This is a genomic window from Streptomyces sp. (assembly GCF_019510245.1).
Lineage (GTDB): Bacteria > Actinomycetota > Actinomycetes > Streptomycetales > Streptomycetaceae > Streptomyces.
This window is the reverse complement of record NZ_JAEKKT010000134.1, coordinates 88,302-111,275: the sequence shown is the minus strand read 5'-3', so window position 1 is coordinate 111,275 and position 22,974 is coordinate 88,302. Positions and strand designations below refer to the sequence as shown.

The window sequence follows — 22,974 nt, the reverse complement described above, 5'->3', positions numbered from 1 at the left end:
GCGATGTCAGCCGGACAGCGTGGTCCGGTCCCAGGCCCACGTGGAGAAGGTTGCGACTGCCCCGGCCTGAACGCCGTCATCCGGTCCGTCGTGCACCGTGCCGTCGCCGACCACGGCGACGAGGTCATCGGTTTCCGGGACGGCTGGAAGGGCCTCCTGGAGTGCGACTACCTCAAGCTCGACCTCGACGCCGTGGCCGGCATCCTGGCCCGCGGCGGCACCATCCTCGGATCGTCCCGGGTCCAGCCCTCGCACCTGCGGGACGGCGTGGAGCGCGCCAGGGGCCATGTCGCCGAGCTCGGCCTCGACGCGATCATCCCGATCGGCGGTGAGGGCACGCTGAAGGCGGCCCGGCTGATGTCCGACGCCGGTCTGCCGATCGTCGGCGTCCCGAAGACCATCGACAACGACATCGCCGTCACCGACGTGACCTTCGGCTTCGACACGGCCGTGGGGGTCGCCACCGAGGCCCTCGACCGGCTGAAGACCACCGCGGAGTCCCACCAGCGGGTGCTGGTCGTGGAGGTCATGGGCCGGCACACCGGCTGGATCGCCCTGCACTCCGGCATGGCGGCCGGCGCCCACGCCATCGTCGTACCGGAACGCCCCTTCGACATCGAGGAGTTGGCCCGCCGGGTCGGCGAGCGGTTCGAGGCGGGCAAGCGGTTCGCGATCGTCGTCGCGGCGGAGGGGGCCAAGCCGAAGGCGGGGACGATGGCCTTCGACGAGGGCGGCAAGGACATCTACGGCCACGAGCGGTTCGCCGGGATCGCCCGGCAGCTCTCCATCGAGCTGGAGCAGCGGCTCGGCAAGGAGGCGCGGCCGGTCATCCTCGGGCACGTGCAGCGGGGTGGCACGCCGACGGCGTACGACCGTGTCCTGGCGACGCGGTTCGGGTGGCACGCGGTGGAGGCCGTGCACCGCGGAGAGTTCGGTCACATGACCGCGCTGCGGGGGACGGACATCGTGATGGTGCCGCTGGCGGAGGCCGTGGAGACGTTGAAGACGGTTCCCTCCGGGCGGTACGACGAGGCGGAGACGGTGCTTTAGGGGCAGCGCCGCAGGAGGTACTGATTCGTCGCCGGGTGCGGACCGTGCGTGGTTGCTCGCGCCCCTGGAGGTAGGGACACTCGCCCCGGTCGCAAGTGCGGTCGGGGGCGGTTCTACTCTGGGGTCGGCAAGAAGTGCACAACCCCCCACGAATCAGGAGCCGCCGGATGGATCACAGCGGGCACGGCATGACGATGGATCTGCCGCCGTTCACGCTGGGGCGCGGGCTGGAGTGGTCGGCGGATCCCTTCTTTCTCGTCGCGTGCCTCGCGGGGCTCGCGCTGTACGGGTGGGGTGTGGTGCGGCTGCGGCGGCGCGGGGACGCGTGGTCCGTGGGGCGCACGGTGTCGTTCGTCGTCGGTGTGCTGACGATCATGCTCGTCATGTGCACCAAGCTGAACGACTACGGGATGGTCATGTTCAGCGTGCACATGGTGCAGCACATGGTCATCAGCATGCTGTCGCCGATCTTCGTCCTGCTGGGCGCGCCGATGACGCTCGCGCTGCGCGCGCTGCCCGTTGCCGGGAAGGGGCGGAAGGGGCCGCGTGAGCTGCTGCTGGCCCTGCTGCACAGCCGGTACATGCGGATCATCACCCACCCCGCCTTCACGATCCCGCTGTTCATCGCGAGCCTGTACGCGCTCTACTTCACCCCGCTGTTCGACTTCCTGATGGGCTCGAAGGCCGGGCACGTCGCGATGATGGTGCACTTCCTCGCCGTCGGTGTCGTCTTCTTCTGGCCGATCATCGGCGTGGACCCGGGCCCGCACCGGCCGGGGTATCTCATGCGCATGCTGGAACTGTTCGCGGGCATGCCGTTCCACGCGTTCTTCGGCATCGCGTTGATGATGGCGTCGGAGCCGATGGTCGAGACCTTCAAGCATCCGCCCGCCTCGCTCGGCATCGACGCGCTCTCCGACCAGAACGCGGCCGGCGGGATCGCCTGGGCGTTCAGTGAGATCCCGTCCGTACTGGTGCTGATCGCCCTGCTGTTCCAGTGGTACAACTCCGAGCAGCGTCAGGCCCGGCGCCTGGACCGCGCCGCCGACCGGGACGGCGACAAGGAGCTGGAGGCGTACAACGCCTATCTGGCCTCGCTGAACGCACGCAAGGGCTGACGGGCTCCCCACAAGAAGCAGAACCGGGGCACCATGGAGGCAGTCGGACCATGAGGAGGGTGTCGCGATGCCCGGTTCTGCGAACGGCTCGAACGGTGCCACCAAGGCGATGGGGGTGCTCACCGTCGGCGGCCTCGTCGTGGTGACGGCCTACACGGTGGCCCTCGGCAGCAACGGCTGGCTCTGGTTCGGCTGGGTGGTCCTGGGCCTGCTGACCCTGGCGATGGTGGTCACCCAGAGCAACTGAACACCCCGGCCCCGTACGGCGCGCCCCATAGGGGCGCTGGGGTACCCCCGGCCGAAGGCTGGGGGAGGAACTGCGACCGGCCGCCACACCGCCGCAGCCGACAACGGCGCACCACGCACCGCTAGTGCACCCCGGGCTGGTACTTCGGCAACCGCGCGGTGATCTTCATCCCCGCCCCGGGCGCCGTCTCGATGACCAGCCCGTGGTCGTCCCCGTACACCTGGCGGAGCCGGTCGTCGACGTTGGAGAGCCCGATCCCCCCGGAGGGGCTCGTCTCGCCCGCGAGGATGCTGCGCAACAGGACCGGGTCCATGCCGGCGCCGTCGTCCTCGATGACGACCAGGGCCTCGGCGCCCGCGTCCTGCGCGGTGATCTGGATGTGGCAGGTGCCGGTCTTGCCCTCCAGGCCGTGTTTGACGGCGTTCTCCACGAGCGGCTGGAGGCAGAGGAAGGGCAGGGTGACCGGGAGCACCTCGGGGGCGATCTGGAGCGTGACCGTGAGGCGGTCACCGAAGCGGGCCCGGACCAGCGCCAGGTAGTGGTCGATGGCGTGCAGTTCGTCGGCGAGGGTGGTGAAGTCGCCGTGCCTGCGGAACGAGTAGCGGGTGAAGTCGGCGAACTCCAGGAGGAGCTCCCGGGCGCGCTCGGGGTCGGTGCGGACGAACGAGGCGATCACCGCGAGCGAGTTGAAGATGAAGTGCGGGGAGATCTGGGCGCGCAGGGCGCGGATCTCGGCCTCGATGAGGCGGGTGCGGGAGCGGTCGAGGTCGGCCAGCTCCAGCTGGACGCTGACCCAGCGGGCGACCTCGCCGGCCGCCCGGACCAGGACGGCGGACTCGCGGGGGGCGCAGGCGACCAGGGTGCCGTGGACGCGGTCGTCGACGGTGAGCGGGGTGACCACGGCCCAGCGGACCGGGCAGTCGGGGATCTCGCAGTGCAGCGGGAAGGCCTCGCCGCGGCCCGACTCGAGCGGCCCGGCGAGCCGTTCCATGATCTCGGGGCGGTGATGGTCGCCGACGCCGTCCCAGACCAGCAGGTTCTCGTGGTCGGTGAGGCAGAGCGCGTCGGTGCCGAGCAGGGTGCGCAGCCGGCGGGCCGAGCGGCGGGCGGTCTCCTCGGTCAGGCCCGCGCGCAGCGGGGGCGCGGCCAGGGAGGCGGTGTGCAGGGTCTCGAAGGTGGCGTGCTCGACGGGGGTGCCGAGGCCGCCGAGGCTCTCGGGGCGTGCGGTGCGGCGGCCGAGCCAGAAGCCGGCGGCGAGGAGCGGGAGGACCGCCACGAGGAGGCCCGCCAGGAACCCGGTCACGCCTTGACCTCCGCGCGCAGCTCTTCGGGCAGGTGGAAGCGGGCCAGGATCGCGGCCGTGCCGGGCGGTATCCGGCCCGGGGTCGCCAGGGAGACCAGGATCATGGTGAGGAAGCCCAGCGGGACCGACCAGAGGGCGGGCCATGCCAGCAGGGCGTGCAGGCCCCCGGTGCCGGGGAGGTCGGCCATCGTCGCGGCCACCGCGCAGAAGGCCGAGCCGCCCCCGGCCAGCATCCCGGCGGCGGCACCGGGCGGGGTGAGCCGGCGCCACCAGATGCCGAGGACCAGCAGCGGGCAGAAGGAGGAGGCGGACACGGCGAAGGCCAGTCCGACGGCGTCGGCGACGGGCAGACCGCCGACCAGCACGCCGGCGGCGAGCGGTACGGCCATGGCGAGGACGGTCCCGAGCCGGAAGTGCCGTACTCCCCGGGAGGGGAGGACGTCCTGGGTGAGGACTCCGGCGACGGCCATGGTGAGGCCGGAGGCGGTGGAGAGGAACGCGGCGAAGGCGCCGCCCGCCACCAGCGCGCCGAGCAGGTCGCCGCCGAGGCCGCCGACGACCCGGTCGGGCAGCAGCAGGACGGCGGCGTCCGTCTCCCCGGTGAGGGTGAGCTCGGGGGTGTAGAGGCGGCCGAGGGCGCCGTAGACGGGCGGCAGGAGGTAGAAGAGGCCGATCAGGGCCAGCACGGCGACCGTGGTGCGGCGGGCGGCGACGCCGTGCGGGCTGGTGTAGAAGCGGACGACGACGTGCGGCAGGCCCATGGTGCCGAGGAAGGTGGCGAGGATCAGGCCGTACGTGGCGTACAGCGGGCGTTCCTCGCGGCTCTCGGCGAGCGAGGTGGACATGCCGCCGTTGGTGCCCCGGCCGGTGGCGGGGACGCGGGTGCCCTGGGCGAAGGTCAGGCGGGTGCCGGCGGTGATGCGGTGGGTGCCTTCGCGGAGGGTGACCCGGGTGTCCCGGAGCGGGTGGCCGTCGACCGTGCCGGAGACGGTGACCGTGAGGGGGCGGTCGATCCGCAGGGAGAGGCCGTCCTGGACGTCCACGACGCGCTGGGTGCGGAAGGCGGCCGGTTCGTCGAAGGCGTGGACGGGGGCGCCGGCGCGCTGCCAGGCGAGGACGAGGAAGAGGGCGGGGACGAGCAGGGCGGTGAGCTTGAGCCAGTACTGGAAGGCCTGGACGAAGGTGATGCTGCGCATGCCGCCGGCGGCCACCGTGGCCACCACGACGACGGCGACGATGAGTCCGCCGAGGGCGTCGGGGGCCCCGGTGAGGACCGCCAGCGTCAGTCCGGCGCCCTGGAGCTGGGGCAGCAGGTAGAGCCAGCCGACGCCCACGACGAACGCCCCGGCCAGCCGCCGTACGGTCCGCGAGGCGAGCCGGGCCTCGGCGAAGTCGGGGAGGGTGTAGGCGCCGGAGCGGCGCAGCGGGGCGGCGACGAACAGGAGGAGGACGAGGTAGCCGGCGGTGTAGCCGACCGGGTACCAGAGCATGTCGGGGCCCTGGACGAGGACCAGGCCCGCGATGCCCAGGAAGGAGGCGGCGGAGAGGTACTCGCCGCTGATCGCCGCCGCGTTGAGGCGGGGGCCGACGGTGCGTGAGGCGACGTAGAAGTCGGAGGTGGTCCGGGAGATGCGCAGGCCGAAGGCGCCGACGAGCACGGTCGCGACGACCACGAGGGCGACGGCCGGGACGGCGTAGCTGGAGTTCATCCGGTCCGGCCGGGGCTGGAGTTCATCGGTCCCATCGGTCCTCGACGAGACGGACGAAGTCCTCCTCGTTGCGTTCGGCGCGGCGCACGTACCAGCGGGCGAGCAGGATCAGCGGGGCGTAGAGGCAGAAGCCGAGCACCAGCCACTCCAGGCGGCGCACCTCGGGGGCGGCGGCGAAGACCAGCGGCAGCGGGCCGACGAGCAGCGCCAGGACCGCGAACACGACGAGTGCGACGCGCAGTTGGCTGCGCATGAGGGAGCGCACGTAGGTGTGGCCGAGAGTGGTCTGCTCGTCGATCTCGGTGCGCGGCCGGTAGTAGCCGGAGGTACGGCGGCTGCGGCGGGGCGGGCCGGTGACGGTGACCCGGCGCTCGGCGGGGTCGGCGGGCATCGTCAGGCCCTCCTCATCAGCAGGTCCCGCAGCTCGCGGGCGTGCCGCCGGCTGACCTGGAGCTCCTCGGTGCCGACCAGGACGCTCACCGTGCCCGCGTCCAGGCGGAGTTCGCCGACGTGGCGGAGGGCGACGAGGTGGCGGCGGTGGATGCGGACGAAGCCGCGGGAGCGCCAGCGGTCCTCCAGGGTGGACAGCGGGATGCGGACCAGGTGGCTGCCGCGCTCGGTGTGCAGGCGGGCGTAGTCGCCCTGGGCCTCGACGTGTGTGATGTCGTCGACCGCCACGAACCGTGTCACGCCGCCGAGTTCGACGGGTATGTGGTCGGGGTCGGGTTCGTGCACGGGTATCCGGGGTGCGGCGCCGCGCAGTTCGGCGGCCCGGCGTACCGCCTCCGCGAGGCGTTCCTTGCGTACCGGCTTCAGGACGTAGTCGACCGCCTTGAGGTCGAAGGCCCTTACCGCGAAGTCCTCGTGGGCGGTGACGAAGACGACCAGCGGGGGCCGGGCGAAGCCGGTGAGCAGCCGGGCCAGGTCCAGGCCGTCCAGGCCGGGCATCTGGACGTCGAGGAAGACGACGTCGATGGCCTCGGGGCCCTCGGGGCCGGACTCCAGGGCGCGGGTGATGCGGCGCAGCGCCTCGGTGGCGTCCCCGGCGCCCTCGACGCTGCCGATGCGCGGATCGGCGTTGAGCAAGTAGAGCAGCTCCTCCAGCGAGGGGAGTTCGTCGTCGACGGCGAGGGCGCGCAGCATGAACGGAGTGTAGGCGGCGGAACGCGGCGCTGGACATGTACCGGACGTGGACGTCCGCGCCGGATGACGTGGTGTCCCCGAAGTGTCTTCGCCCGTGGTTACAGTGCGGGCATGAACAGCGGCACCGCCCCCTTCGACGATCTCGACCGGAAGATCACCACCGCGCTGATGGCGAACGCGCGGACCAGTTTCGCCGAGATCGGCGCGGCCGTCGGGCTCTCCGCGACGGCCGTGAAGCGCCGGGTCGACCGGCTGCGCGAGACCGGCGTGATCACCGGGTTCACGGCCACCGTCACCCCGGCGACCCTCGGCTGGCGCACGGAGGCGTACGTCGAGGTGTACTGCGAGGGCGCGGCCCCGCCCCGGCGGCTCGCGGAGGTGGTGCGCAACCATCCGGAGATCACCGCGGCCATGACGGTGACCGGCGGCGCGGACGCGCTGCTGCACGTGCGGGCCCGGGACGTGGACCACTTCGAGGAGGTACTGGAACGGATCCGGGTCGAGCCGTTCATCCGGAAGACGATCAGTGTGATGGTGCTGTCGCATCTGCTGCCGGAGAGCCCGGAGGCCGGGGCCACGCACCCCGTTCCGGAGTAAACGCACCGATGCTGCGTTTGTATGACCGGAGACGCAGCGTTCCTGCGCAGGCGCGCAACATCTGTTGCTTGTCGTCCGTATCCGACGCTTTCTACCTTGGTGTCAACCCCCAGTCGACACCGCGGGAAAGCGGAGGAACCCCTCTGTGTCCGAGAGCCGTGTGCCGCGCCTCAGGCGCTTCCTTGTCTGCGAACCCAGACATTTCGCCGTGCAGTACGCGATCAATCCCTGGATGAACCCCGACACCAGGGTCGACGTCGACCTGGCCCAGGAGCAGTGGACCGCGCTGATCAGCGCCTACCGCACCCATGGCCACAGCATCGACCGGCTGGAGCCGGTCCCCGGCCTGCCCGACATGGTGTTCGCCGCGAACTCGGCGGTCGTCGTCGGCGGCCGCGTCTTCGGCTCGCTCTTCCACGCGCCCGAGCGGCGCCCCGAGTCCTCCCACTACGACCTCTGGTTCAAGACCGCCGGCTACGACGTGTACCGCCCTGGCTCGGTGGTCGAGGGCGAGGGCGACCTGGTCTGGACGGGCCGCTACCTGCTCGCCGGCACCGGGTTCCGCACCACCCGCGAGGCGCATCGCGAGGCCCAGGAGTTCTTCGGGCACCCGGTGATCAGCCTGACCCTGGTGGACCCTTACTTCTACCACCTGGACACCGCGCTGTTCGTCCTCGACGAGGACAACATCGTCTACTACCCCGAGGCCTTCTCCCCCGGCAGCCGCGAGGTGCTCCACCGGCTGTTCCCGGAGGCGGTCCTGGCCACCCGCGACGACGCGCTCGCGTGGGGCCTGAACTCGGTGTCCGACGGCCGCCACGTCTTCATCGCGCCGCAGGCCGAGGCGCTCGCCGCCCGGCTCGCCGACCAGGGCTACGAGCCCGTCCCCGTCGACCTGTCGGAGTTCCACAAGGCAGGCGGCGGCATCAAGTGCTGCACCCAGGAAATCCGCTGACATCCGCCGAGGACCAGGAGATCCCCCTGATGACCGCACCCGCACGCGCACGCACCTCCGCCGAGCTGATCGAGGCGGAGGGCCCGGTCCTCGCGCACAACTACCACCCGCTGCCCGTCGTCGTCGCCCGCGCCGAGGGCACCTGGGTGGAGGACGTCGAGGGCCGCCGGTACCTCGACATGCTGGCCGGCTACTCGGCTCTCAACTTCGGCCACCGCCACCCGGCGCTGATCGAGGCCGCGCACCGCCAGCTGGACCGTCTCACCCTCACCTCGCGCGCCTTCCACAACGACCGGCTCGCCGAATTCGCCGAGCGGCTGGCCGAGTTGACCGGCCTGGACATGGTGCTGCCGATGAACACCGGCGCCGAGGCGGTCGAGTCCGGCATCAAGGTGGCCCGCAAATGGGCGTACGACGTGAAGGGCGTCCCGGCCGACCGGGCCACGATCGTCGTCGCCGCGGACAACTTCCACGGCCGTACGACGACGATCGTGAGCTTCTCCACGGACGAGACGGCCCGCGCGGGCTTCGGCCCGTTCACGCCGGGTTTCCGGATCGTGCCGTACAACGACCTGGCCGCGCTGGAGGCCGCGGTCGACGAGACCACGGCGGCCGTGCTGATCGAGCCCATCCAGGGCGAGGCGGGGGTACTCATCCCCGACGACGGCTACCTGACCGGGGTCCGGGAGCTGACCCGCCGCAAGGGCTGCCTGTTCGTCGCCGACGAGATCCAGTCCGGCCTCGGCCGCACCGGCCGCACCCTCGCCGTCGACCACGAGGACGTGGTGCCGGACGTGCTGCTGCTCGGCAAGGCGCTGGGCGGCGGGATCGTGCCGGTGTCGGCGGTGGTCGCCCGGCGGGAGGTGCTCGGGGTGCTGCACCCCGGCGAGCACGGCTCGACGTTCGGCGGCAATCCGCTCGCGGCGGCGGTCGGCGCGGCGGTGGTCGAGTTGCTGGAGAGCGGCGACTTCCAGCGCCGGGCCGCCGAGCTGGGCGTGGTCCTGCGGGACGGCCTGACGGAGCTCGTCGGCAACGGCGTGGTCGGCTTCCGCTCGCGCGGGCTGTGGGCGGGCGTCGACGTGGACCCGGCGATCGGTACCGGGCGGGAGATCGGCGAGCGCCTGATGCGCGAGGGCGTCCTGGTCAAGGACACCCACGGCTCCACGATCCGGCTGGCGCCGCCGCTGACCGTCACGGCGGAGGAACTGCGGTCGGCGCTGGGGGCGTTGGAGAAGGTGCTGGCGGCCTGAGCGGACGGCGGCCGCGCCGGTGGGCGCGGCCGCCGCCGTCTGTGCTCAGCCCTTGCCGAGGAGCTTGTTCATCTCCTTGATCTCGGCGTTCTGCGCGGTGACGACGGAGTCGGCCATGCTGGTGGCCGGGCCGTAGTCGCCCTTGGCCTTCTCGGTTCCGGCCATCTCCACGGCGCCTTGGTGGTGCTGGACCATCATGGTCAGGAACATCGTGTCGAAGTCCTTCCCCTTGGCCTGCTTCAGCATGGTCATGTCCTTGTCGGACATCATCCCGGCCATGCCGGCGTGGCCGCTGTGGTCCATGCCGGCCATGGGCACGTCCTCGCCCCAGGCCTTCAGCCAGCCGGTCATGGTGTTGATCTCCGGGTCCTGGGCCTTCTCGATCCGGGCGGCGAGGTCCTTCACCTGGGCGGAGGAGGCGCGGTCGGCGGCGAGGGAGGCCATCTCCAGGGCCTGCTGGTGGTGCGGGATCATGGTCTGCGCGAAGGCCACGTCCTGCGCGTTGTGCGCACCGGCGGAGGCGGTGGCGGAGGCCGCCGCCGAGTGGGACGCGTGTGCGGTGTCGGCGCCGTCGTCGCCGCCGCACGCGGTGAGGGCGAGGGTGGCGGTCGCGGTGAGCGCGACGAGGACGGCACGGGTACGCGTAACGGTCATGCTGGAACTCCTGCGAATGGTGTGAGCCGGGCACGCGGGAGCACGGCCGCTGCGCTGGACGCGCACGGCCGGCTCGGGTGCCTCTAGATCCGCAGGAGCTGGAGTTCGGCCAGGTCGGGGGGTGCTCGCGCACCGTCCGGGGCCGTGGCGGGGCGGGACGCCGCCTGGCAGGCGGCCGGGCGGACGGGGACCGGGTCGGGGACCGGCGTGGGCAGCGCCCGTCCGCCGCTCACCGCACCGGAGGCGCAGGTCGCGTCGGCGTGGTGCGCGTGGCCGCCGCCGCAGTGGCCGCCGCCGGAGCAGCCGTCGTACGCGGTGGCCGTGACCGCCGCGCGGGAGACGGGCTGCTCGGGCCCGCCGTGCACGCCCATGAGACCGCCGGGTGCCAGCGCGTGCATGCCGAACAGCCCGGCCAGCAGGCCTAGCACGAGCAGGGCGCGCCACCGCCGGTGCGGCGGTCGCGGGGCGGGCTGCTCGGTGGGGTGGCGCATCGGGGCCATCCTATGGGGCGCCTGAGAGCGAACCGGTACCGGCAAGGGAATGACGTGGGGTCGGAGGCCGGGGAGGGGCCGGCGTCGCCGGTTCCGCCGACGGTCCGGCGCCGGTCACCTGCCGCCGGCGTCGCCGTCACCGTCGTCGCCGGGCGGGAGGGTCTCGTCCGGGAGGACGTGGACCGCGGCCTCCTCCGCGCCCGCCGCGCCGCCGTCCACTCCCGCGTCCTCGGCGACCGCTTCCTTGGTGGTGTCGGAGCGTACGCCTTCGTCCGGCGCCACCAGGCGGCCGGCGCGGCGGTCGCCGGTCTCGGCGTCGTACGGCTCGCCCTCGCCCCCGGGCAGGTCTCCGACACCGTCGCCCTCGGGCGCCGCCACGTCCGGGACCTCCTGGCCGAGCCGCTCGTCGAGGGACTCGCCCGCGCGCTGTTCGTGGGCGGTCGTCCCGGTCCGGGTCACGCCCAGCGGTTTCTCCGGAGGCGAGTAGCCCTCGTCGAGCATGTCGTCGTAGGTGCGCTCGTCGAGCGCGTCCTGAAGGTCCAGGGGCGCGGCGTCCTCCTGCTCCTCGTTGCCGCCGACGGGCTGATAGGCGTCGTCAGCCATGTTCTCGTCGGTCATGTCCGGGCCTCCTTCCGATCACGGGCGGGTGCCCTTCCCGGAGTACCGGACACCGGTCGGGTCATGCCTCGTTCCCGGTGGGACGTCCGGGAGCGGTCCATCACCCGGTCCGGTGCCCGCGGACGGCGGTCTACCGAGCCGCCATGCCCCGCCTGAGGGTCGAGGCCTCCGCCGCGCGGGCGGTCGCGCTGGCCGCAAGGGCCAGGACGAGCGCCACCACGCCGGTGACGACGTTGTTGACGATGGTCTTGGTCGTGTTCACGGGGCCGGCGACCGCCCACGGCGAGATGATCGTCCACACGCCCAGCAGACAGGCGCACCACGCCATGCTGTGGGTCCGCTCGTAGGCCCGGCCGAACCCCCCGCTCATCGCCAGGGCGTAGGCGATGCCGACGATCAGGTTGGTGACGGCGAGGGTGGACAGGCCGCTGAAGCCGGTGATCCACGGGGAGGCCGCCAGGTAGATGCCGGTGAGGAACGCCAGCGTTCCGACGGCCTGCCCCTGAGCGGTGCTCGTCGCACGCTCGGCCATCTCATGACGCATGCGCATCTCCACGATGTCCGGATGCGTCTCCATGGACGGCCTCGGAGATGTGGTCATTTTCTTTCACCTCGAAAGCGAGACGGGTTCCTCGGGCTGTTCCGAGGACGCGTTCCGGGTACCCGACAATCCGGGCAAATTGGGTGATAAAGGTCACATCTCGGCGTGATCGGGGTACCGGCACGGTCTTCTCGGTTCACCCGTCCGACCAGGCGTGTCGGCTCTCCGGTTCGGGGGCACTGGAACACGATGGGCCCGCTCGAACAGGCCTGGGCGGGCGGGAGAGACAGGGACCGCATGGACGCGAGGGGCACAGCGCGGCAGACGCGTACGCACCGTTCCCGGCAGTCGGTGTCCGGTCCGGCCGGACCGGACACCGACGCACGGCGCCGGGTGCCGCGCACCGATGTGCTGCTGCGTGATCCACGGCTGGCCGAGGCGGCCGCGCGGCTGGGCGCGTCCGCCGTCAAGGCCGCCGTCCGCCGGGCGCAGGAGGGGGCGCGGACGGGGCGGATCCCGCCTGAACCCGAAGCCGTGGCCGACGAGGCGCTGGCCCTGCTGCCGGACACCGCCTGCGGACTGCGCGCCGTGATCAACGCCACCGGGGTGCTGCTCCACACCAACCTGGGCCGGGCGCCGCTGTCGGCGGCGGCCCGGCGCGCGGTGGCCGAGGCCGCCGGGCCGACCGACGTGGAACTGGACCTGGCCACCGGGGTGCGGGCCCGGCGCGGGCGCACGGCACTGCGGGCGCTGCAGGACCGGGTGCCCGACGCCGGGGCCGTGCACGTCGTCAACAACGGTGCCGCCGCATTGGTGCTGGCGGCCACCGCGCTCGCCGCCGGCCGCGAGATCGTGATCAGCCGGGGCGAGATGGTGGAGATCGGCGACGGCTTCCGGCTGCCCGACCTGCTGGCCGCCACGGGGGCCCGGCTGCGCGAGGTCGGCACCACCAACCGCACCACCGCCGAGGACTACGCGGCCGCCATCGGGCCGGACACGGGTTTCGTGCTGAAGGTGCATCCGTCCAACTTCCGTATCACCGGCTTCACCCGTGCCGCGGGGGTGGACCAGCTCGCGGGTCTGGGCGTGCCGGTCGTCGTCGACATCGGCTCCGGTCTGCCGGCGCCTCATCCGCTGCTGCCCGGGGAGCCGGACGCCGCCACCCAGCTGCGCGCCGGTGCCTCCTTGGTGACGGCCAGCGGCGACAAACTGCTCGGCGGACCGCAGTGCGGGCTGCTGCTCGGCGAGGCCGGCCTGGTCCGCACCCTCGCCCGGCATCCCCTCGCCCGCGCCCTGCGCGTCGACAAGCTGACCCTGGCCGCCCTGGAGGCGACGCTCACCGGACCGCCCACCCCGACCGCCGAGGCGTTGACCGCCGACCCCGCCGCGCTGCGCACCCGCGTCGACCGGCTCGCCGCCTCCCTCGGCGCGGACGGTGTCGATGTGCGGGCCGTCGAGAGCGCAGCGACGGTCGGCGGGGGCGGCGCGCCCGGGGTGACGCTGCCCAGCGCGGCCCTGTCCCTGCCGGAGCCGTTCGCGGCCGCCCTGCGGACGGGACGGATCCCGGTCGTCGGGCGGCTGGAGGGCGGTCGCTGTCTGCTGGACCTGCGGGCGGTTCCCGCGCAGGACGACGTGCGTCTGGCCGAAGCGGTGCGTGCCGCGGCCGGCGGATAGGGCGGGCGACATGCGGGTGCTGGCCACGGCGGGGCATGTCGACCACGGCAAGTCCGCCCTGGTCCGCGCGCTGACCGGAATGGAACCGGACCGTTTCGAGGAGGAGCGGCGCCGGGGCCTCACCCTCGACCTGGGGTTCGTGTGGACCCGGCTCGACCCTGACGGGGAACCGCTGGCGTTCGTGGACGTGCCCGGCCACGAGAGGTTCGTGCCGACCATGCTGGCCGGGGTGGGGCCCGTCCCCGCGGTGCTGTTCGTGGTGGCCGCCGACCAGGGCTGGCAGCCCCAGTCCGAGGAGCACCTGGCGATCCTGGACGCCCTCGGCGTACGGCACGCCGTCCTCGCGGTGACCCGCAGCGACCTGGGCGACCCGGAACCGGTACTGGCCGACGCGGCCGAGCGCATGGCCGCCACCTCGCTCGGCGCGGTCCCCGCCGTCGCGGTCAGCTCGGTGACCGGCGCCGGGCTCGGCGAACTCCGCGCCGAGCTGCGGAGGCTGGCGGCCGCCCTGCCCGTGCCGCCGGACGACGCGGACGTACGGCTCTGGCTGGACCGGGCGTTCACCGTGCGCGGTCACGGCACGGTGGTCACCGGCACGCTCGGGGCCGGCACGCTGCGGGTCGGGGACCGGCTGGTGACGGGCGACGGCACGGCGTCCCTGCGGATCCGTGGGCTGCAGTCCCTGCACGAGGACCGCTCCGCCGTCGCCGGGGTGGCGCGGGTGGCCGTCAACGTGCACGGGAGCGGGGCGGACAGGCTGCGGCGGGGTGAGGTGCTGCTGACGCCGGAGCGCTGGCTGCGCACCGGCGTCGTGGACGTCCGGGTCGTCGGGGAGCCGGTCGCCGACCTGCCCCGCACGGTCACCGTGCACATCGGCACCGCCGCCGTCCCGGTGACCGTGCGGCCACTGGGCGAGGACACCGCCCGGCTCGCCCTGAGCCGGGAGCTGCCGTTGCGCGTCGGCGACCGTGCGGTGCTGCGCGAACCGGGTGGCCGACGCGTGCCCTGTGCCGTGACCGTGCTGGACGTCCGTCCGCCGCGCCTGTCCCGGCGGGGGGCCGGACGGGCCCGGGCGGCCGAGCTCGCGACCATGACCGGCGCTCCGGACGCGGCGGCGGAGCTGCGCCGGCGCGGGCTGGTCCGGCGTTCGGAACTGCTCGCGATGGGTGTGCCGGCGTCCGGGCCGGCCGTCGCCGGGGACTGGGTCGCCGACCCCGGCCACTGGGCCCGGCTGGGCGAGCAACTGGCCGACGCGGTGGCACGGCACGCAGCGGAGCACTTCCTGGACCCCGGCCTGCCGACGGAGGCCGCCCGCCGTCTGCTGGGCCTGCCCGACCGCTCACTGGTCGACGCGCTCGCCGCCACCGCTCCCCGGCTCGCTCTTCGCCAAGGCCGGTTGCACGGTCCCGGCGCTCTCCGTCCGGCGCTCCCGCCGGCCGTCCGGGCGGCCGTCGACGCCGTCCGCGGGGACCTTGCCGAGGCCCCCTTCCGCGCCCCGGACGCGGGCCGGCTCGCCGAGCTGGGTCTCACCCGCAAGGCGGTGGCCGCCGCGGAGGCGGCCGGGGCGCTGCTGCGGATCGCCGACGGGATCGTGCTGTCGCCCGGCGCGGACGCACGAGCGGCCGCCGTACTCGAACGGCTCCCGCAGCCGTTCACGCTGAGCGAGGCCCGGCGGGCCCTGGACACCACCCGCCGGGTGGCCGTACCGCTGCTGGAGTACCTGGACGCCCGCGGGTACACGGAGCGCGTGGACGACACGCGCCGGTGCAGCCGGCCGCAGGCAGGGGCCGGGGGCGGAAGCGTCCGGCCCGTGTCCGACCGCGACCGGCACGGGCACGAGCGGGAGGACGGAGGCGGACGGGAATCGAACCCGCCTGCCCGAGATCCTCGGGCACCTCGGTTTTGAAGACCGGGAGGGCCACCAGGCACCCACACGCCTCCACCGACCGTCACGCTAGTTCCCCAGGAGACCGGTATGACACCAGCGACCCGCCAGGCGTCCGTACGGCTCACGCAGTTCGCCCACGGCGGCGGCTGCGCCTGCAAGATTCCGCCCGGTGAGCTGGAGGAGGTGGTCAGCGGACTGACCGCGCCCTCGCTCACCGGTGGCGACAGCCCCCTGCTGGTCGGCCTCGCCACCGGGGACGACGCGGCCGTGGTCGGCCTTCCCGGGCGGGCGGGGACGGCCGTGGTGTGCACCGCCGACTTCTTCACCCCGGTCGTCGACGACCCCTACGACTGGGGGCGCATCGCCGCCGCCAACGCGCTCTCGGACGTGTACGCGATGGGCGGCCGGCCGCTGCTCGCCGTCAACCTCCTCGGCTGGCCCCGCGACCGGCTGCCGTTCGAGCTCGCCCGTGAGGTGCTGCGGGGCGGGCTGGACGTGGCCACCGAGGCCGGGTGCCATGTCGGCGGCGGGCACAGCGTGGACGATCCCGAGCCCAAGTACGGCATGGCGGTCACCGGTGTCGCCGACCCGGCGCGGCTGCTGCGCAACGACACCGGGCGCCCGGGTCTGCCGCTGTCGCTGACCAAGCCGCTCGGTGTGGGCGTGCTGAACAACCGGCACAAGGCGACCGGCGAGCGGTTCGAGCAGGCGATCGCGACGATGACGGCTCTGAACCGGGACGCGTCCGCCGCCGCCCTGGCCGCCGGGGCGAGCTGCGCCACCGACGTCACCGGCTTCGGGCTGCTCGGCCATCTGCACAAGCTGGCCCGCGCCTCGGGCGTGACCGCCGTGCTCGACACCGCCGCCGTGCCCTACCTGGCGGGTGCCCGGGAGGCGGTGCGGGACGGGTACGTCAGCGGCGGCACCCGGCGCAACCTGGAGTGGGTGGCGCCGTACACCGACTTCGGGGACACGGACACCGACACCCGGCTGCTGCTGGCGGACGCGCAGACCTCCGGAGGGCTGCTGGTGGCCGGAGAGGTCCCGGGGGCGCCGGTGATCGGGGAGCTGGTGCCCCGCGGGGACCACTCGCTCGTCCTCAGGTGATCAGGGCTCCGTGCCCGTGTGGTCGTCGATGCCGGCCCGCGCCTGGTAGGCGCGCACCAGCTCCACCGAGGCGGGGCCGCGCGGACGCCGGCCGGGGCGGATGTCGACGGCGAACGCCTTGGTCTCCTGGATGTGGGTGTTGGGGTCGAGGGACAGGTGCAGCAGTTCGTTGGCCGCGTCGCCGGTGCTGTAGCCGTTCGGGCCCCAGTGGTAGGGCAGGCCGACCTGGTGGAGGCGGCGGCCCTGCACGGTCAGCGGGGCCATCCGGTCGGTGACCAGCACCCGGGCCTCGACCACGCCGCGGGCGCTGACGATCGTCGCCCAGCCGGTGTGCTCCAGGCCGCGCTCGGCGGCCAGTTCGGGTGACACCTCGCAGAAGAACTCCGGTTGCAGTTCGGCCAGATAGGGCTGCCAGCGGGACATGCCGCCCGCGGTGTGGTGCTCGGTGAGCCGGTAGGTGGTGGCCACGTACGGGAAGACCTCGGAGCCGGGCTCGGTGCCGCTGGGCTGGTAGCGGTTGTCGGGCTTCGAGGGCAGCAGCTGCCGTACCGGGTTGCGCTGCTGGCAGTAGAGCAGGTTCGGGAACGGCGAGTCCTGTGGCTCGTAGTGGGTGGGCAGCGGGCCGTCGGTGAGGCCGGAGGGCACGTACAGCCAGGCCTTGCCGTCGGCCTGCATGATGAACGGGTCGGTACCGGAGAGGGCGTCGGCGGCCGTCGCGCCGGGCGGCGGGCGGTGCTGCGGCGACTTGTCCGCGGTGAAGTCGGGGACGTCGTGGCCGACCCACTTCGCCTGTTCCTCGTCCCACCACACCAGGGCCTTGCGCTCGCTCCACGGCTTGCCGTCCGGGTCGGCGGAGGCCCGGTTGTAGAGGATGCGCCGGTTGGCGGGCCAGGCCCAGGCCCATTCGTTCGCGACCCAGTTCTGTTCCTTGCCGGGTTTGCGGCGGGCGGCCTGGTTGACGCCGTCGGCGTAGACCCCGCAGTAGATCCAGCACCCGCAGGCGGTGGAGCCGTCGGCGTTGAGCTGCTCGTAGGAGGCGAGCGGGTTGCCCTCGGCGTCGTAGCCGTTGATCTCGGCCAGGACCGCCTCCGCGTCGGGTTCGGCCTGGGCACCCCTGGTGGGGTAGTCCCAGGCGAGGTCGAGCACCGGCTGGTCCATGGGGTCGGTGGAGCCGGCCAGCTTCTCGCGGATGATGCGGCCGAGGTGGAAGGCGAACCACAGGTCGCTGCGGCAGTCCCCGGGCGGTTCGACGGCCTGGTGGTGCCACTGGAGCAGGCGCTGGGTGTTGGTGAAGCTGCCGTCCTTCTCGGTGTGCGCCGCGGCCGGCAGGAAGAAGACCTCGGTGCGGATGTCCTCGGTGCGCAGTTCACCCGTCTCGATCTCGGGGCCGTCCTGCCACCAGGTGGCCGACTCGATCAGGGAGAAGTCGCGGACCACGAGCCAGTCCAGGTTGGCCATGCCGAGACGCATCAGCTTGGAGTTGGCGTTGCCGACGGCCGGGTTCTCGCCGACCAGGAAGTAGCCCCTGCAGACTCCGTCCAGCTGGGCCATGGTCGTCTCGTAGGTGGAGTGGGAGCCGGTCAGGCGTGGCAGGTAGTCGAAGCAGAAGTCGTTCTCCGGGGTGGCCGCCTCGCCCCAGTACGCCTTGAGCAGGCTGACCAGGTAGGCGCGCATGTTGCCCCAGTAGCCCTTGCGGGCGGCCTCCGCCTCGACGAAGGCGTCCAGGTCCTGGTTCTGGTGGGCGTGCGGCATGGGGATGTAGCCGGGCAGCAGGTTGAACAGGGTGGGGATGTCGGTGGAGCCCTGGATGGAGGCGTGGCCGCGCAGCGCGAGGATGCCGCCGCCGGGCCGGCCGATGTTGCCGAGCAGGGTCTGCAGGATGGCCGCGGCGCGGATGTACTGCACGCCGACCGTGTGCTGGGTCCAGCCGACCGCGTAGGCGAAGGCCGTCGTGCGGTCGCGCCCGGAGTTGTCGGTGACCAGTTCGCACACCTGGCGGAAGACGTCCTGCGGGACCCCGCAGATCTGCTCGACCGTCTCCGGTGTGTAGCGGGCGAAGTGCCGTCTGAGGACCTGGAGGACGCAGCGCGGGTGGGTGAGCGTCTCGTCCCGCTCGGGTTCGCCCTCGCCGATGTCGGCGCCGCCGGAGCCGTGCGCCTCGCCGCGCGCGGCCTCGGAGACCGAGCCGCCGCCGTCGGTGCGCTTGTCGTACTCTTCGTCGCGCTGGCCCGAGGCCGCCTGCACCTCCATGCCCTCGTACTGCCAGCTGTTGTTGTCGTAGGAGCGGCTGTCGCGGTCGAGGCCGGAGAAGACGCCGTCGAGGTCCTCGGTGTCCCGGAAGTCCTCGCTGAGGACCACGGGTGCGTTGGTGTACGCGACGACGTAGTCCCGGAAGTACTTCTCCTGCTCCAGGACGTAGTGGATGATCCCGCCGAGGAAGGCGATGTCCGTGCCCGCGCGCAGCGGTACGTGCAGGTCGGCCAGCGCGCTGGTGCGGGTGAACCGCGGGTCGACGTGGATCAGCTTCGCGCCGCGGGCCTTCGCCTCCATGACCCACTGGAACCCGACCGGGTGGCACTCGGCCATGTTCGAGCCCTGGACGACGATGCAGTCCGAGTGCTGCAGGTCCTGCTGGAAGGTGGTCGCGCCGCCGCGTCCGAACGAGGTTCCCAGACTGGGAACGGTGGAGGAGTGTCAAACACGCGCCTGGTTCTCGATCTGGATCGCGCCGAGCGCCGTGTACAACTTCTTCAGCAGGTAGTTCTCCTCGTTGTCGAGGGTGGCCCCGCCCAGGCTCGCGATGCCGAGGGTGCGCCGGGTGCGGGTCTCGTCGACCTCCCACTCCCAGCCCGCCCGGCGGGACTCGATCACCCGGTCGGCGATCATGTCCATCGCGGTGTCGAGGTCCAGGTGCTCCCAGGCGGTGCCGTGCGGGCGCCGGTAGAGGACCTGGTGCTCGCGGGCGTCGCCGGTGGTGAGCTGGAGGCTGGCCGAGCCCTTCGGGCAGAGCCTGCCGCGGGAGACCGGCGAGTCGGGGTCGCCCTCGATCTGGGTGACCTTGCCGTTCTCGACGTAGACGTTCTGGCCGCAGCCGACCGCGCAGTAGGGGCAGACCGACTTCACCACGCGGTCCGCGCTCGCCACGCGGGGGGTCAGCCGGCCGCTGCGCGCGCTCTTCGCGGCGGCGCCGCGGCCCAGCGGGTCGGTGCCGGTGAGCTGGCGGTAGACCGGCCAGGAGTCGATCCAGGTGCGTACGCCCATGGGTCAGTCCTCCCGTTCCGTTCCCCGGCGGTCGGCGGGGCGTCCGCCGGCCGCGTCCCGGACTCGGTCCATCTGCGCCACCGCGGTCCCGGCGGTGGCGACGGCCGCCGGCGGGCGCCGCGGGGCGTGCGGTTGCGGGCGGGCTCGGTGCGGGCCGCCAGGCGCGGACGACCTACTCACCGAGCCGTTCGCGTTCCTCCTGGGAAAGATTCTCGCGCAGCCGGGCGAACACGGCATCCTCGAAGGCCATGTGCCGGCACAACTGGTCGGCCAATACGCGAGCAGGCGCAGCACCTGACTCCGGGTGGGCATCGGCGCCGCCTCCCCTCCGCGTACGGTTCGTCTCGCTGCGCCGGAGTACCCGCGCCGCACCGGCCGAAACCGGCGCTGCCGCCGACCGCGCCCGGCACCGGCTCGGCGACGTCGGCCACTGTCTGTCCGTTCGCCTGGCTGGGCCGCGCACCGGTGCCGTGTCCGGCCGCGCTGCGCCCGCCGACGTCACGGCCGGGTCGCCGTCCCGTCTCCTTTCCTCGCGTCCAGCCGCTCCCGTTGCGGAACGACCGTGTACTTCGGGTCCTCGGCAGAGGCGACCCCGGCGTGGAAGACGCCGAACCGCAGCGCCGCCGAGCCGGTCAGCAGGGCCGCGCCCGCCACCGCCGCGAGCACCCGGGCGGGCCGTCGGGTGTCGAGGCCGCCGAGGGCCGCCACGGCCGCGCCGCCCGCCGTGAGGAGTTCCGAGGTGCGCAGCAGGGTGTGTGCCCGGCCCTGTCCGTAGGGCTCGGACAGCAGGCCGCCCATCCGATGCTTCATGAGCCGGAAGGCGCCCAGCTCGAGGGCGGCGCCGAGGGCCGCCAGCCGCCGCGCGGGGACGGTCTGGGCCGGCGGGGTGGCCAGCAGCGCCAGCCCGGCCGCCGCGGTGGCGCCGGACCCGGCGAAGACGAACGGCAGCTCGCGGTACCCCTCGTGCCAGGACGGCACGGCGGTGTCCGAGATCAGCACAGCGGTGTAGGTGACGACCGCGGGGCCGAGGACGGCGGCCGACGCGGTGGCGGCCGTACCGACGAGCCGGTGGCGCCCGGCCACGTCGGTGGCCGCCGCCGCCATGGTCAGCGGGGCGTATCCGGCCAGCAGCCACGAGCCCACGCTCATCGGAGAGGTCGGCTTGAGGACGCGCAGCATGTTCAGGAAGCGGCCCGGGCGGCCCAGGTCGTGGACGAGCGCCGCCAGCGAAAGGGAGATGGCGCCGGTCGCGCCCAGCTTCGCGGCCCGGGCCAGCGCCGGGCGGCCGGTGAACTGCGCCCCGGCGGCCAGCAGCGAGGAGCCGCCCGCGAGCCCGCCCAGGTAGAGGTAGCCGGCGATGTCGAGCGGCTTCCAGGTGGGCTTGTTGAGGATCGGCCTGCCGTAGTACGAGGAGAACTCGGCGTCGGGCACCATGCTCCGCTCGCCCCGGTCCCGGCGGCGCCTGCCGTGCTTACCGGTCGGCGCGTCCCGCCCGGGCCTGGTGCCTCGGACGCCTTCACGTGACACATCGGAACCGCTCATCACCGCCTCCTTCGGCCGGCGCCCACGAAACTGGTCACGGCGAGCGCGGCGAGCGAGGCCGCCGCCAGCGCCGCGTGCCGCCACATGTCCGGGAGGTCCCGGGTGGTGACGACCGGGTCCGGGGGCAGGCCGTACACCTCCGGCTCGTCCAGCAGCAGGAAGAACGCGCCGTCGCCGCCCACCCCGTCGCCGGGGTCCTCGCCGTACAGCCGGGCGTCGGGTACACCGGCCGCGTGCAGTCGGGCCACCCGGCCGGCCGCCCGCTCGCGCAGCTCGTCCAGCGGGCCGAACTGGATGGAGTCGGTGGGGCAGGCCTTGGCGCAGGCCGGTTCCATACCGGTGCCGAGGCGGTCGTAGCAGAGCGTGCACTTCCAGACCCGGCCGTCGTCCTTGCGCTGGTCGATCACGCCGTAGGGGCAGGCGGGCACGCAGTAGCCGCAGCCGTTGCAGATGTCCTCCTGGACGACGACCGTGCCGAACTCGGTGCGGAACAGCGATCCGGTGGGGCACACGTCAAGGCAGGCAGCGTGGGTGCAGTGCTTGCACACGTCCGAGGCCATCAACCAGCGCAGTTCGGTGCGTCCGTCGGGTCGGACCGGGGAGATCTCCCCGGCCGGCGCACCCGCCGGTGCGGTGTCGGCGGCCGGTGCCGTGGCGCCCGGCCCGGGCGAGGCGGGGGAGGCGCCGAGGGTCCGGGCGGCGGCGAACACGTCCACATCCTCGTGCGAGACCCCCGGTTCCTGGACGCCCAGCGGTTTGCGCTGCTCGATGAAGGCGACATGGCGCCAGGTGTCGGCGCCGAGCCCCTGGGTGTTGTCGTAGGACATGCCGGTCAGTTCCAGGCCGTCCTCCGGGACCGCGTTCCACTCCTTGCAGGCCACCTCGCACGCCTTGCAGCCGATGCACACGGTGGTGTCGGTGAAGAAGCCCATACGCGGCGGGCTGTCCGGGTACCCGGCCGCTCCCGCCACGTCCGGCTGCAGACCGTACAGCAGGTTCTGGTGCCCGGGATCCGGCCGCGCCCGGCGGGTCGCGTCGGTGCCGCTGTCGGTCATGGCTCGACCTCCTCGCTCCACTTGTCCTCCCCCGGTCCGCCTCGGCCGCTCCGGGGGACGCCGGTACGAGTTCCACGCGACGGCGCTCCCACTCGGTGACCGGCAGGTCCACCGGCGTGCCGAAGTACCGGCGGCGGGTCGAGGAAGAACGTCGGCCGGACGCCGGTCACGGTCAGGATCAGCAGGCCGTACAGCGCGAGCGCGTCCGGCAGCCGCTCCCCGCGCCCGGCCGGCCGGGGCGCCCCCTGCGCTTCGGACACCGCCACGCCGCGCTCACCTTCTGCCGCCGGTTCTCCGCCACCCCGGGTGCCTGCTTTTCCGATGCCCCGTTCCGAGCCTGGCACGGGTGCCCGCGCCTCGCGCGGCCGAAACCGCCTCCCGGGTCTCGGACGCCCGGCGCCCGGCTACTCGGCGGGCCCCGGACTTCGTCCAGGTGCGCGGCGAGGCGTCCGCCGAGCCGGCGGCCTGCGCACACGCCGAACCGGCCCGGCGTCCCGGCTGCTGTCTCACGCCGCACGGCGCGGGCGCGCTGCGGCTGCCGGGCGGGCTGTTCGACGCGGCACTGGACCGGCAGCCGGTGGCCAGGCGCGTCGCCGCGGCGGTCGGAGGGCTCACGCCCTCGGCCTGACGGCGGTCCGAAGCGCTCGGCCGCTGCCGTGACGAACGGGTTCATGACCAGAGCGCGTCGGCTTCGGACGGAATCGGCGACCTCGTCCGGGACATGGGGCGGACCGGCCGGCGCGGGGGATGTCGCTCGCCGGCGTCAGGCGT

At 73.3% G+C, this 22,974-nt stretch carries 22 protein-coding genes, 1 tRNA gene and 2 pseudogenes; 11 read left to right on the top strand and 14 right to left on the bottom strand.

The genetic code is table 11. The features are described from left to right. The first annotated feature begins 3 nt into the window (after positions 1-3). The 3 genes from JF597_RS19610 (at position 4) to JF597_RS19600 (ending at position 2,415) form a co-directional block, all read left to right on the top strand. Positions 4-1,050, top strand: a complete 1,047-nt coding sequence (locus tag JF597_RS19610) for a 6-phosphofructokinase (protein WP_293996356.1) — start codon at positions 4-6, stop codon at positions 1,048-1,050. A gap of 167 nt (positions 1,051-1,217) precedes the next feature. Next, positions 1,218-2,168, top strand: coding sequence for a cytochrome c oxidase assembly protein (locus JF597_RS19605; protein ID WP_293996354.1), 951 nt, complete (start codon positions 1,218-1,220; stop codon positions 2,166-2,168). Positions 2,169-2,235: 67 nt separating this feature from the next. Beyond that, positions 2,236-2,415 carry a hypothetical protein gene (locus tag JF597_RS19600; RefSeq protein ID WP_293996352.1) on the top strand — a complete coding sequence of 60 codons (180 nt, stop codon included), beginning with the start codon at positions 2,236-2,238 and terminating at the stop codon, positions 2,413-2,415. 121 nt (positions 2,416-2,536) lie between these two features. Here the strand turns inward: JF597_RS19600 and JF597_RS19595 are convergent, their stop codons facing one another. From JF597_RS19595 to JF597_RS19580, 4 genes are read right to left on the bottom strand one after another with little or no spacing between them, the layout of a single operon-like run. Beyond that, the gene (locus JF597_RS19595; RefSeq protein ID WP_293996350.1) at positions 2,537-3,718 is read right to left on the bottom strand and encodes a histidine kinase; all 1,182 of its coding nucleotides are present in this window, start codon (positions 3,716-3,718) and stop codon (positions 2,537-2,539) included. Continuing rightward, positions 3,715-5,427 carry a cation acetate symporter gene (locus JF597_RS19590; protein WP_293996348.1) on the bottom strand — a complete coding sequence of 571 codons (1,713 nt, stop codon included), beginning with the start codon at positions 5,425-5,427 and terminating at the stop codon, positions 3,715-3,717. Before JF597_RS19590 ends, JF597_RS19595 begins: the two co-directional genes overlap by 4 nt. A gap of 22 nt (positions 5,428-5,449) precedes the next feature. After that, positions 5,450-5,818, bottom strand: a complete 369-nt coding sequence (locus JF597_RS19585) for a hypothetical protein (protein WP_293996346.1) — start codon at positions 5,816-5,818, stop codon at positions 5,450-5,452. Between the two features lie 2 nt (positions 5,819-5,820). Then, entirely contained in the window at positions 5,821-6,570 is a 750-nt protein-coding gene (locus JF597_RS19580; protein WP_293996344.1) for a LytTR family DNA-binding domain-containing protein, read from the bottom strand. A gap of 111 nt (positions 6,571-6,681) precedes the next feature. Here JF597_RS19580 and JF597_RS19575 point away from each other — a divergent pair, with 111 nt between their 5' ends. The 3 genes from JF597_RS19575 to rocD all read left to right on the top strand — a co-directional run bounded on the left by JF597_RS19575 (position 6,682) and on the right by rocD (position 9,372). Continuing rightward, entirely contained in the window at positions 6,682-7,167 is a 486-nt protein-coding gene (locus tag JF597_RS19575; RefSeq protein ID WP_293996342.1) for an Lrp/AsnC family transcriptional regulator, read from the top strand. 145 nt (positions 7,168-7,312) lie between these two features. Beyond that, the gene (gene ddaH, locus JF597_RS19570) at positions 7,313-8,122 is read left to right on the top strand and encodes a dimethylargininase (RefSeq protein ID WP_293996340.1); all 810 of its coding nucleotides are present in this window, start codon (positions 7,313-7,315) and stop codon (positions 8,120-8,122) included. Between the two features lie 29 nt (positions 8,123-8,151). After that, positions 8,152-9,372 (top strand): ornithine--oxo-acid transaminase, encoded by a 1,221-nt coding sequence (gene rocD / locus JF597_RS19565; protein WP_293996338.1) that lies wholly within the window; start codon positions 8,152-8,154, stop codon positions 9,370-9,372. A 45-nt stretch (positions 9,373-9,417) separates the two neighbouring features. Here rocD and JF597_RS19560 read toward each other — a convergent pair whose 3' ends face one another. The 4 genes from JF597_RS19560 to JF597_RS19545 all read right to left on the bottom strand — a co-directional run bounded on the left by JF597_RS19560 (position 9,418) and on the right by JF597_RS19545 (position 11,736). Next, positions 9,418-10,026 carry a DUF305 domain-containing protein gene (locus JF597_RS19560; RefSeq protein WP_293996336.1) on the bottom strand — a complete coding sequence of 203 codons (609 nt, stop codon included), beginning with the start codon at positions 10,024-10,026 and terminating at the stop codon, positions 9,418-9,420. Between the two features lie 83 nt (positions 10,027-10,109). Then, on the bottom strand, positions 10,110-10,517 hold the full coding sequence (locus JF597_RS19555; protein WP_293996334.1) for a DUF6153 family protein: 408 nt from the start codon (positions 10,515-10,517) through the stop codon (positions 10,110-10,112). A 114-nt stretch (positions 10,518-10,631) separates the two neighbouring features. Continuing rightward, positions 10,632-11,135: a DUF5709 domain-containing protein gene (locus tag JF597_RS19550; protein WP_293996332.1), complete on the bottom strand. Its 504-nt coding sequence runs from the start codon at positions 11,133-11,135 to the stop codon at positions 10,632-10,634. Positions 11,136-11,265: 130 nt separating this feature from the next. Continuing rightward, positions 11,266-11,736, bottom strand: a complete 471-nt coding sequence (locus JF597_RS19545; protein WP_293996330.1) for an SPW repeat protein — start codon at positions 11,734-11,736, stop codon at positions 11,266-11,268. Between the two features lie 237 nt (positions 11,737-11,973). Between JF597_RS19545 and selA the strand changes: the two genes are divergently transcribed. Both selA and JF597_RS19535 read left to right on the top strand, forming a co-directional pair. Then, positions 11,974-13,350, top strand: a complete 1,377-nt coding sequence (selA, locus tag JF597_RS19540) for an L-seryl-tRNA(Sec) selenium transferase (RefSeq protein ID WP_293996328.1) — start codon at positions 11,974-11,976, stop codon at positions 13,348-13,350. Between the two features lie 10 nt (positions 13,351-13,360). Then, positions 13,361-13,828, top strand: a pseudogene (locus tag JF597_RS19535) (GTP-binding protein); the annotation flags it as partial. Positions 13,829-13,923: 95 nt separating this feature from the next. Here JF597_RS19535 and JF597_RS19530 read toward each other — a convergent pair. Further along, a complete protein-coding gene (locus JF597_RS19530) occupies positions 13,924-14,271 on the bottom strand; it encodes a hypothetical protein (protein WP_293996326.1) in 348 nt (115 codons plus the stop codon). Between the two features lie 169 nt (positions 14,272-14,440). Here JF597_RS19530 and JF597_RS19525 point away from each other — a divergent pair. Continuing rightward, positions 14,441-15,055, top strand: a pseudogene (locus tag JF597_RS19525) (selenocysteine-specific translation elongation factor); the annotation flags it as partial. A gap of 143 nt (positions 15,056-15,198) precedes the next feature. Here JF597_RS19525 and JF597_RS19520 read toward each other — a convergent pair. Then, positions 15,199-15,291: transfer RNA gene (locus JF597_RS19520), tRNA-Sec, on the bottom strand. A 34-nt stretch (positions 15,292-15,325) separates the two neighbouring features. Here JF597_RS19520 and selD point away from each other — a divergent pair. Further along, positions 15,326-16,345 (top strand): selenide, water dikinase SelD, encoded by a 1,020-nt coding sequence (gene selD / locus JF597_RS19515; RefSeq protein ID WP_293996324.1) that lies wholly within the window; start codon positions 15,326-15,328, stop codon positions 16,343-16,345. On the opposite strand, the gene fdh is transcribed toward selD, so the two are convergent. From fdh to JF597_RS19495, 4 genes are all read right to left on the bottom strand, one after another. Beyond that, on the bottom strand, positions 16,346-19,606 hold the full coding sequence (fdh, locus tag JF597_RS19510; protein ID WP_293996322.1) for a formate dehydrogenase: 3,261 nt from the start codon (positions 19,604-19,606) through the stop codon (positions 16,346-16,348). 498 nt (positions 19,607-20,104) lie between these two features. Continuing rightward, positions 20,105-21,148, bottom strand: a complete 1,044-nt coding sequence (gene nrfD, locus JF597_RS19505; RefSeq protein ID WP_293996320.1) for an NrfD/PsrC family molybdoenzyme membrane anchor subunit — start codon at positions 21,146-21,148, stop codon at positions 20,105-20,107. Beyond that, positions 21,148-22,203 (bottom strand): 4Fe-4S dicluster domain-containing protein, encoded by a 1,056-nt coding sequence (locus JF597_RS19500; protein WP_293996318.1) that lies wholly within the window; start codon positions 22,201-22,203, stop codon positions 21,148-21,150. Before JF597_RS19500 ends, nrfD begins: the two co-directional genes overlap by 1 nt. Further along, a complete protein-coding gene (locus JF597_RS19495) occupies positions 22,200-22,469 on the bottom strand; it encodes a hypothetical protein (RefSeq protein ID WP_293996316.1) in 270 nt (89 codons plus the stop codon). Before JF597_RS19495 ends, JF597_RS19500 begins: the two co-directional genes overlap by 4 nt. Before the next feature lie 80 nt (positions 22,470-22,549). On the opposite strand from JF597_RS19495, the gene JF597_RS19490 reads away from it, so the two are divergent. After that, positions 22,550-22,831, top strand: coding sequence for a thiamine pyrophosphate-binding protein (locus JF597_RS19490; RefSeq protein WP_293996314.1), 282 nt, complete (start codon positions 22,550-22,552; stop codon positions 22,829-22,831). Positions 22,832-22,974: the final 143 nt, after the last annotated feature.

Bases quoted from the DNA above. Each gene is read 5' to 3' on its own strand.
- JF597_RS19600 (WP_293996352.1), top strand. From the start codon at position 2,236: ATGCCCGGTTCTGCGAACGGCTCGAACGGTGCCACCAAGGCGATGGGG.
- JF597_RS19590 (WP_293996348.1), bottom strand. From the start codon at position 5,427: ATGAACTCCAGCTACGCCGTCCCGGCCGTCGCCCTCGTGGTCGTCGCG.
- JF597_RS19555 (WP_293996334.1), bottom strand. From the start codon at position 10,517: ATGCGCCACCCCACCGAGCAGCCCGCCCCGCGACCGCCGCACCGGCGG.
- JF597_RS19575 (WP_293996342.1), top strand. From the start codon at position 6,682: ATGAACAGCGGCACCGCCCCCTTCGACGATCTCGACCGGAAGATCACC.
- nrfD (WP_293996320.1), bottom strand. From the start codon at position 21,148: ATGAGCGGTTCCGATGTGTCACGTGAAGGCGTCCGAGGCACCAGGCCC.
- JF597_RS19545 (WP_293996330.1), bottom strand. From the start codon at position 11,736: ATGACCACATCTCCGAGGCCGTCCATGGAGACGCATCCGGACATCGTG.
- JF597_RS19580 (WP_293996344.1), bottom strand. From the start codon at position 6,570: ATGCTGCGCGCCCTCGCCGTCGACGACGAACTCCCCTCGCTGGAGGAG.
- selA (WP_293996328.1), top strand. From the start codon at position 11,974: ATGGACGCGAGGGGCACAGCGCGGCAGACGCGTACGCACCGTTCCCGG.
- JF597_RS19605 (WP_293996354.1), top strand. From the start codon at position 1,218: ATGGATCACAGCGGGCACGGCATGACGATGGATCTGCCGCCGTTCACG.
- selD (WP_293996324.1), top strand. From the start codon at position 15,326: ATGACACCAGCGACCCGCCAGGCGTCCGTACGGCTCACGCAGTTCGCC.
- JF597_RS19610 (WP_293996356.1), top strand. From the start codon at position 4: ATGTCAGCCGGACAGCGTGGTCCGGTCCCAGGCCCACGTGGAGAAGGT.
- JF597_RS19550 (WP_293996332.1), bottom strand. From the start codon at position 11,135: ATGACCGACGAGAACATGGCTGACGACGCCTATCAGCCCGTCGGCGGC.
- JF597_RS19585 (WP_293996346.1), bottom strand. From the start codon at position 5,818: ATGCCCGCCGACCCCGCCGAGCGCCGGGTCACCGTCACCGGCCCGCCC.
- JF597_RS19560 (WP_293996336.1), bottom strand. From the start codon at position 10,026: ATGACCGTTACGCGTACCCGTGCCGTCCTCGTCGCGCTCACCGCGACC.
- JF597_RS19500 (WP_293996318.1), bottom strand. From the start codon at position 22,203: ATGACCGACAGCGGCACCGACGCGACCCGCCGGGCGCGGCCGGATCCC.
- rocD (WP_293996338.1), top strand. From the start codon at position 8,152: ATGACCGCACCCGCACGCGCACGCACCTCCGCCGAGCTGATCGAGGCG.